General features: G+C 37.7%; 8 protein-coding genes. 4 read left to right on the top strand and 4 right to left on the bottom strand.

Going from position 1 to position 8470, the window contains the following annotated elements:
• Together ABDH28_05100 and ABDH28_05095 are read left to right on the top strand one after the other, a co-directional pair.
• Nucleotides 1-478 (top strand): ATP-binding protein (locus ABDH28_05100; protein ID MEN2998393.1); only part of this gene is annotated, 478 nt, incomplete at its 5' end.
• Nucleotides 479-502: 24 nt separating this feature from the next.
• Nucleotides 503-955 carry a hypothetical protein gene (locus ABDH28_05095; protein ID MEN2998392.1) on the top strand — a complete coding sequence of 151 codons (453 nt, stop codon included), beginning with the start codon at nt 503-505 and terminating at the stop codon, nt 953-955.
• A gap of 2 nt (nt 956-957) precedes the next feature.
• Here the strand turns inward: ABDH28_05095 and ABDH28_05090 are convergent, their stop codons facing one another.
• A complete protein-coding gene (locus tag ABDH28_05090; protein MEN2998391.1) occupies nt 958-2244 on the bottom strand; it encodes a hypothetical protein in 1287 nt (428 codons plus the stop codon).
• Nucleotides 2245-2649: 405 nt separating this feature from the next.
• On the opposite strand from ABDH28_05090, the gene ABDH28_05085 reads away from it, so the two are divergent.
• Complete coding sequence (locus ABDH28_05085; GenBank protein MEN2998390.1) at nt 2650-2784, top strand: hypothetical protein; 135 nt, start codon at nt 2650-2652, stop codon at nt 2782-2784.
• Between the two features lie 83 nt (nt 2785-2867).
• The gene (locus ABDH28_05080) at nt 2868-3500 is read left to right on the top strand and encodes a hypothetical protein (protein MEN2998389.1); all 633 of its coding nucleotides are present in this window, start codon (nt 2868-2870) and stop codon (nt 3498-3500) included.
• Here the strand turns inward: ABDH28_05080 and ABDH28_05075 are convergent.
• From ABDH28_05075 to ABDH28_05065, 3 genes are all read right to left on the bottom strand, one after another.
• Nucleotides 3486-4454, bottom strand: a complete 969-nt coding sequence (locus tag ABDH28_05075) for an ABC transporter ATP-binding protein (GenBank protein MEN2998388.1) — start codon at nt 4452-4454, stop codon at nt 3486-3488. The genes ABDH28_05080 and ABDH28_05075 overlap by 15 nt on opposite strands.
• 19 nt (nt 4455-4473) lie before the next feature.
• Nucleotides 4474-7446 (bottom strand): valine--tRNA ligase, encoded by a 2973-nt coding sequence (locus ABDH28_05070; GenBank protein MEN2998387.1) that lies wholly within the window; start codon nt 7444-7446, stop codon nt 4474-4476.
• 103 nt (nt 7447-7549) lie between these two features.
• Nucleotides 7550-8470, bottom strand: a 921-nt coding sequence (locus ABDH28_05065; protein MEN2998386.1) for a SpoIIE family protein phosphatase, incomplete at its 5' end; no start/stop codon positions are given.

The raw sequence follows: 8470 nt of genomic DNA, 5'->3' as shown, positions 1-8470 counted from the left end.
GTATGTTGAGTTCAGAAGCGATATTCACAGACTTAGAGAGTATGCAATGTTTATAGTGAAGGATGCCCCAGAACACTACAAGGAAGCAAACCTTTTGGAACAGCAGATAAGTGAATTGATAAAAAATGCTATAAGGCATGGTAACAAAAACGATGTGAACAAGAAAGTTAAGGTTTGGTATTCCTTTGAGAAAAGAGTCAAAATTATAGTATTGGATGAAGGGGAAGGATTTAAAGACATAGATGACTGGAATAAATTTAACCTTGCCAGAACAATATCTATCTTTAAACAAGATTTTGAGAACATCATGACTTTTATTTCCTGGAGAAGTAGGAATGAAAACGAGATGGATGGTGGTAATGCTCTGTTCGGTGCAATTGAATACTGGAATGGAGGAATTTACTTCAACGAAAAAGGTAATAAAGTGTGTGCCATAAAATACTTTCCAGATAGTCCTGACTACGATAAGTATAAGTAGTCGCCTGAAAAATTCAATGCGAATATGTTCATACCCATATCACTCCTTTGGATACATGTAATACTTGTGTTATTCTCCTTTTTACTAGGTAGATCTCTTTCTAAGATACTTGAGCCAATACCAATAGACAACATAATAAAAGAAGTGCACAATAAAAGAACACCTATATTCTTCACAACTTTACTTCTCTTAATCAATCTCATAGGAATTGCCCTACTACGTTACGATTACTTACCATCTCTAAAACTAACTGAAGTATTGGTAACAAAGTTAGAAGGAACTCCAATCGTAAGAATCGTCTACTTGCTCATCCACTCGTCCTCAGTTCTAGTGATTCCCACCTTGATAAAATTCCTAACAAGCTACGAATACAAATATAAAGTGCTAATTTCCCTTTTACTAGTAGTAGTCTCACTAGGAGTAGTCCATTTCCTCCTATTCTTTGTTGTATTCTCAATCACAGTTCTCACAATGTAATTCTACCTTATCTTTATAATAACTTTATTCACACTCTGATCTATCGTCACTTTTGAGTATTTGGGGTCCGCTGATATTGCATCTATGAGATCGTCAATGAATTGTGATATACCGTTTTTGTAGATTATTTCATACTCAGATAAGTTCCCAGAAATACTCTTTCTTTTCTTACCACTCATTCCAGGTAGCGAATCAAGTATGACAGAAAATTCTTTCTCTTCAGCAATGTTTTTAAAACCTATTATGGTTACCTCAATCTTCACACCTTTAGAAAAATACTCCTCTATACTTTTCAGCAACTTAGGAACTTCAGTATTAACAATCTCAGAGATTGCTTCCGTTTCCTCTATAAACTTGCTTCTTGGAGCTTTCTTGGTTCTAGAAAACGTTGAGGTGCCAAGCCCTCTACCTGTTGACGAGTCATAAGCCTTTATACTCCCTATAAGCACTATATCAGCAATACCCCCAGGAATTAAGTTGTAGCTTACATCAACATAAGCCTCAATATACACACCAGCCTTGAGATCTTGAGCAAGCATCTGTGCCAAAGACATAGCTTCTCCTGACTTTTCCTCATATATCAGAGAAAACTTTTTTGATAGCTCCTCAACTCTATTTAGATCCACATAGTCAAGACCATAGTCGGATAACTTTGAATTTATGGCCTCTATCAAAATCCTATACTCTTCTCTCTCCCTAAAATGATGAATCTTATCGTTAGGGACAAACACTAAAAACGAAACATTGTAAAGAGGAGAACCTTCTTTAGGAGAAAATAAACCTTGCTCAGACTTTGATCTTGAATCTCCGTAATCTTTCACCTGAGGCTTCTGTATACTTTCTTCTTTAGTCTTTACACTCGGAGAATGCACAACAGGAGAGGGTTCTCTCTCTTTAAGTTCAATCCTACCTAGATACTTCCTAAGGACATCAACATTTACTTTTACTTTCCCCCTAACCACCTTTCTAGCATTCCTATCAAAAATATCAGTGCTAGTAAATTCAGCTATTTCTCCCATAGCCTTTCTATTACCGAAAATCTCCCTCTGTAAAGAATCAAAATTAGCCTCAAACTTACTCTTGCCTATCACTTCAATTATAGCCTTCTCAACCCCTTTCTGAGTAGCATTCCTTCTTGCTTCAAAATATTCCTCTCCCTCACCTTCAACCTCATAAATCCTCACACCTGAAACCACTTCCTCAGCATCTACATTCTTAGGAGGAACACACCCTTTTCCAAATAAAACAACCGTAACCACCAACAAAACCAAAACCAGAAAATTTCTCATAACAACACCTCATCTATAAGTATTTTACTACATACCCAGTTTGTTTTCAAATTGGTAGAAAACAGATTCAACAAAGCCTAAAATCACTTTCAATTCCTCAAAGAAGACTAAAGCTTTTATAGTACGTCCTCTCAACCAGCAGTCGCTAAAACTTTCAATCCCTCAAAGGAGCTAAAACCCGTTGAAATTGAAAAATACTTTGGTATTCACTCTTACCTCATAAATCCTACTCTTTAGCTATATTCAAATTATAATCGTAATGTCAAGATGAAAGTATTCTTTCCGGAACCTCCAGTAATGCATTTTCGTACTAAAATATTTTGGTAAGAGATTGTTCATTTCTACTTGTGGAGACTAGAGAATTATACTCATTATGTTCCGAAAGTCCTTTAGAAAAGGACTGAGATGCTTTTGAAGTTTACTAATACATTATTTTATGCCGTTAAGAAGTTTGGAAAACCAAAGTATTTTGGTATAGTTTACATAGCAACAATGAAAAAAGCAAACTTCAACATAGCATCGTCACTACCTACAATCTAACTAAGATCTTCAAACTCTGAGTTTACTGTTCTAGCCTCACACAAACTTGTTTCACCACTGCCTCTAAATCTATACTTCATATAATGATGCTACCGAAAAAGACTCTGATAATCATATTTGTGTTCTCCACAATACTTTTAATATCAGCAATCATCATCTATATCCTAAGCGAAGAAAAAAGACTTCTCTCAGAGTTTTTACACAAACTTGAAAAAGCCGATGAAGAAAGCTTGGTGAAAATCCTAAGCAAGATCTCTAATTCAAACCCAAGTAAGTATTTTTTCCTAAAAGGATTGAAGGATTTCTACGATGGAAATGAAAAAAGCGCCATCTCAAACCTAACTAAAGCCATTTCCACACCAGGATTGTCAGAAAAGGAAATAGGAGCATCTAAAATCCTCATAGGCCAATATCTACTTCTAGAAAAGAAGGATACAAAAGGCTTAGATTTGCTAACAAGTGGTGAAGCATATAAATCCTTCCCGGAACATGTCAGCTTTATCATAGGTATGTATAACTTTGAGAAAGGTAGTTATGAAGAAGCTCTTGAGTTCTTCATACCCCTAACAAATGCACAAAACAAGGAAGTGAGAGAAGAAGCTCTAGTAAGAATTTCCTTCATCCAAACCGCTAAATATGGTAAAGTTAGCGAAGAGATAAAGAAACAACTTTCCGAGATAAACAAAGAGCTTTACAAAAACTTACTTACTGACTAAACTTTTCTCGGCTAGAAAACAACGAACCTCAGAATTCCCCACAAACCTCATGGACGGTAACTCCTTAAAGCATATCTCCTCAGAAATACCACATCTTTCTGCAAACGGACACCCTAGCCCAAGTTCTAGAAAGTGAGGCACCCTACCAGGAATATATGAAAGTTGCGATGGTTTTACATTCACAGTCGGAACTGAAGAAATCAACCCTCTGGTGTACGGATGCAAAGGTTTACCAAATATGTCCTTACTCTCACCCTTCTCAACAATATACCCAGAATACATTATCACTATTCTATCGCAAAGTTCTTTTGCAAGCAAAAGATCGTGTGTTATAAAAATTATAGACACATTCTCATTATCCCTTATCTCCCTTAGTATCGCTATTATCTCCTTCTGAGTGCTTACATCAAGAGAAGTAGTTGGCTCATCAGCTATCACAATCTTAGGCTTTAAAAGTAACACAAAGGCTATCACAACCCTCTGTAACATCCCACCACTAAGTTGATGCGGAAAACTTTTCAACACTCTTTCCCAACTATAAATACCAATCCTCTCAAAGATCCCACGCACCCTATCCACTACGTCTTCATATGAAAGCTTATGTGACTCTGAAAGCTTTCTAAGCTGATCTCCAATCCTAAGCACAGGATTTAGAGCATTTAGAGGATCTTGGAATATCATTGCAATCTTTGTCCCCCTAACCCTCCTCACAACCTTCTCATCAAGAATGTCCTCACCTTCAAAAAAAACACTACCCCTAGCTTCAAGAGAATCTGGTAAAATCCCTAAGATTGAATGCATCGTAATACTTTTCCCAGAACCACTCTCTCCAACTATCCCTAAAATTTCCCCCTCACGAAGTCCAAAACTTATCTCCCTTACAATACTCCTACCACTCTTTTTGTGGATTATCTCCACTTCCTCAACTTCCAACAAATCCCTAGTTTTTCTCACAGTTAGCATCCCCTACCAGCTACAACTTTTCAATAATTTCCTTCATTTCCGCTATCATCCTTGAAAACTGCTTCTGCTTCTCTCTTTCCTCCTCAACTATCTCCTGCGGAGCTTTATCAAGAAAATCGGAGTTTGAAAGCTTAGACTCTATACCACTGAGTACTCTCTCAAGCTTATCTATCTCCTTCATTATCCTACTCTTCTCCCTCTGAGTATCAATAAGCCCAGAAACAGGTATAAGAACAGAAGTAAACCTTCCAACTGCCCCAGCTTCACCTATTTCTTTCCTCACATCACCAACCTCAAGAACATTCCTAGTTTTGGACAACCTCTTCACCACATCAACAAAAACTCTCTCAGAGAGAATAAACTTCACTTTGCCCTCGTATTCAGGTAAATTCACACCAACCTTTATATCAACTTCCTCCGAAGGCTTTATATTCAGAATTCCTCTTATCTTCCTCACGTTATGGACAACCTCCTTAAGTATCTCAAAAACCTCCTCTGCTTCCTTATTCACCAACTCTTCACTAAACACAGGATACGAAGATATCACAAGGTATTCTCTATCCTTCAACTTATCAGGGATTTCCTTGTATATCCTCTCCGTAATAAACGGCATAACTGGGTGCAACAGTTTTAGAAAACCAGTCAACACCCCCAAGAGAACAGAAATAGTCACATCTCTAGCATCAGTTGAAAGCTTGACCTTTGATATCTCTATATACCAATCACAGAAGTTATCCCAGAAAAATTCTTGAAGTTTCATTGCAACATCACTAAGCCTATACTCTCCAAAAGCCCTGTGTATCTCTGCAACAGTTGAGTTATACAGCGATATTATCCACCTATCAACTACATCAACCCCCATTTTGACAACTTCTTCCAGAGAATAGAGGTTTACTTCGTCTTTGATTCTCTCGTAGTTAGTCAGCACAAACCTTGAGGCATTCCATATCTTATTTGCAAACCTAGAGCCTATCTTGAACTTTTCCATAGAAAGTCTTAGGTTTTGACCAGTTGGCGCTAAGAAGATACAAGTATACCTTAGAGAATCCGCACCATACTCTTTAACAACATCCAGAGGATCTATACCATTGCCAAGAGATTTACTCATCTTAATTCCTCTCTCATCTAGAACCGTCCCATGCAAGTATATGTCAGTAAAGGGTTTTTCACCAAGAAATGCATATCCTGCCATTATCATCCTTGCCACCCAGAAAAAGAGAATATCAGCCCCCGTTACTAACACATCTGTTGGATAATACTTTTTTAGATCCTCGGTTTCACTTGGCCAACCTAGCGTAGAAAACGGCCACAACCACGAAGAAAACCAAGTATCCAAAACATCCTCATCTCTTTTGAGATTTGAGCTACCTGTTAACTTATCCCTTATTGCAATCGTGTAGCTATCACCAACTTTTCTCACAAATCCCCTACCTTCCCTCTCAAGGTTTTCCTCTAGATACTCTCTCAACTTTTCTGGATCATCTAGAATACTTAGATCATCAGCTGGATTTATAACACTTTTATGGATCTCAAGGTAAACCTCCTTGGTGCTTCTCTTTATCTCTTTATTTGCATCAACTATAGATGGTTGTTTTAGAACCTCAACAACCTCCTCAGGAGAAAAAACCTCTCCTATTCTAGACGAAACCCACAGATCAAAGAGAATATAGAATATAACAGGGTATCTGCCCTTGTCTCTAAAATCATCATACTCAAAGACATTCACATTACCTTCCTCGGAATACCACACAGGTATCCTATGTCCCCACCATATCTGCCTAGAGATACACCAGTCTTTTACATTATAAAGCCAGTTTAGATAAACCTTTTTCCACCTTTCTGGGAAGAATCTTATCTTCCCTTCTTCTGCAGACCTTATAGCCTGCTCAGCTAAAGGCTTCATTCTAACAAACCACTGTTCCGATACCTTCGGCTCAACTACCGTATTACATCTGTAACAATGACCAATTGCATGCCTGTGATTCTCAACTTTTTCCAAAAGTCCAAGCTCTTCCAGATCCTTTACTATAATTTTCCTTGCTTCAAATCTATCCAGACCTCTGTATTTTTGAGGAACATTAGAGTTTAGAGTAGCATCATCGTTGAATATGTTCACTATCGGTAAACCATGCCTTCTACCAATCTCAAAGTCATTCGGATCATGCCCCGGAGTTACTTTTAAGCACCCAGTGCCAAACTCCATATCAACATACTCGTCAGATATAATAGGTATCTCCCTATCAGCAAGAGGCAGAATTACTTTTTTGCCTATAAGGTGTTTATATCTGTCGTCGTTTGGATTTACCGCCACAGCAGTATCTCCAAGCATAGTTTCAGGCCTTGTCGTAGCAACAACAATATAGCCACTACTATCCACCAAAGGATACCTTATATACCATATGTTCCCGGATTTCTCCTCATGCTCAACCTCATCATCAGCCAAAGCTGTTGCACACCTAGGACACCAGTTTATTATATACTCCCCCCTATACACTAGTCCCCTTTTATATAAAGAGACAAAAGACGTTAAGACCGCTCTTGACAACCCTTCATCCATGGTAAATCTCTCATATCTCCAATCACATGAAGCACCTATCCTCTTAAGCTGTTTTATTATCGTTGCACCGTGTTCTTCTTTCCACTTCCAAACTTCCTTCAAAAAGCCATCTCTACCCAAATCAAACCTACTTATACCAGCTTTAGCAAGCTTCTTCTCAACAACATTTTGTGTAGCAATTCCTGCATGATCAGTCCCCGGAACCCACAAAGTATCATATCCACACATCCTCTTGTACCTTACAACAACATCCTGAATGGTATTATTTAGACCATGCCCCATGTGTAAAACACTAGTCACATTCGGCGGAGGTATCATCACACAAAACCTCTTTCCACCACCCTTAGCATCATACAAACCTTTCGTTAGATATTCCTCTAATATCCTCTCTTCAAAATCCTGCGGATTATAACTCTCTTCTAACATACTCCCTCCCTTCACACACATATTTTATTATAAAAGTCTAATAAGCATTTGCTTCAAGAAGCCTCCTTGAATATTGCCAGCAGGATAGACCAGAATAACCCCTCTAAAGTTTTATAAAGAACATTGTGATATCATCAACAATCTGTCCTCTCTCCATAAAACTCTCAATTTCTTGAGAAACCCTAAACATAAGCTCGTTCGGCATAATCTGAGGCGAGATATACCTGTTTAGAATACTAACGAAATCTTCCGTAGAGATAACTTGTGAACCTTCATTGGTAATTGAGAAAATTCCATCACTTATAAGGATAAGATAATCATTCTCATTAAAGTCTATTTCAGAAGAATAAGCATCTATATTATTCAACAAACCAAGCAACGGAGCAGTAGACGAAAGAAAGAAAAACTCTCCAAGTCTTGAACTCCAATACAAACAATCCGTGTGCCCACAACTTACATAGCTAAACTTCTTTCTAGCCTTATCTATCAAAGTGATAAAAAGAGTAGCATACCTACCAGTCTCTCTAACCAATGTATTGAAATCAGAATTCAGATTTCTAACTACAGAAGGCAAGTTGGAATACCCCCTAACAACTTCTTTCAAAAGTAGCGCTTTAAGCATAGAGACAATAACTCCCGCAGAAACACCATGTCCAGAAACATCAGCAACATAAGCTATAAACTTACTATCAGAAAGAGGAATCACATCAAGAAAGTCACCACCAACGAGAACCACAGGCTTAAAATATTTCTCAAACTCAAGCCCTTTCACTCCTTTCTTGTTAGGAAGTAACTTATCTATTATCTCCTTACCCACTAAAATCTCATCAACTACAGTCCGATATAAGAAAGAAAATTTTTCATTCTCTTCCTGAAGCTTCTTTTTCAAGAAGAAGATGTAATTCATCTTAGCGTAGAATATAACAGCACTCACTATTAAAAACACTACACTTTGCAGATTAAATTGCACTGAAATCCTGAAATCCCACATAAAGGCTTTAACTAGTATAACCCCTATGAGTAT

This window comes from Brevinematia bacterium, from assembly GCA_039630355.1.
In the GTDB taxonomy this organism is placed as follows: Bacteria; Spirochaetota; Brevinematia; order DTOW01; family DTOW01; genus SKYB106.
The sequence above is the reverse complement of the archived record's forward strand: the minus strand, read 5'-3'. Positions and strand labels throughout refer to the sequence as shown.

Bases quoted from the DNA above. Each gene is read 5' to 3' on its own strand.
- ABDH28_05095 (MEN2998392.1), top strand. From the start codon at position 503: ATGTTCATACCCATATCACTCCTTTGGATACATGTAATACTTGTGTTA.
- ABDH28_05090 (MEN2998391.1), bottom strand. From the start codon at position 2,244: ATGAGAAATTTTCTGGTTTTGGTTTTGTTGGTGGTTACGGTTGTTTTA.
- ABDH28_05080 (MEN2998389.1), top strand. From the start codon at position 2,868: ATGATGCTACCGAAAAAGACTCTGATAATCATATTTGTGTTCTCCACA.
- ABDH28_05085 (MEN2998390.1), top strand. From the start codon at position 2,650: ATGCTTTTGAAGTTTACTAATACATTATTTTATGCCGTTAAGAAGTTT.
- ABDH28_05070 (MEN2998387.1), bottom strand. From the start codon at position 7,446: ATGTTAGAAGAGAGTTATAATCCGCAGGATTTTGAAGAGAGGATATTA.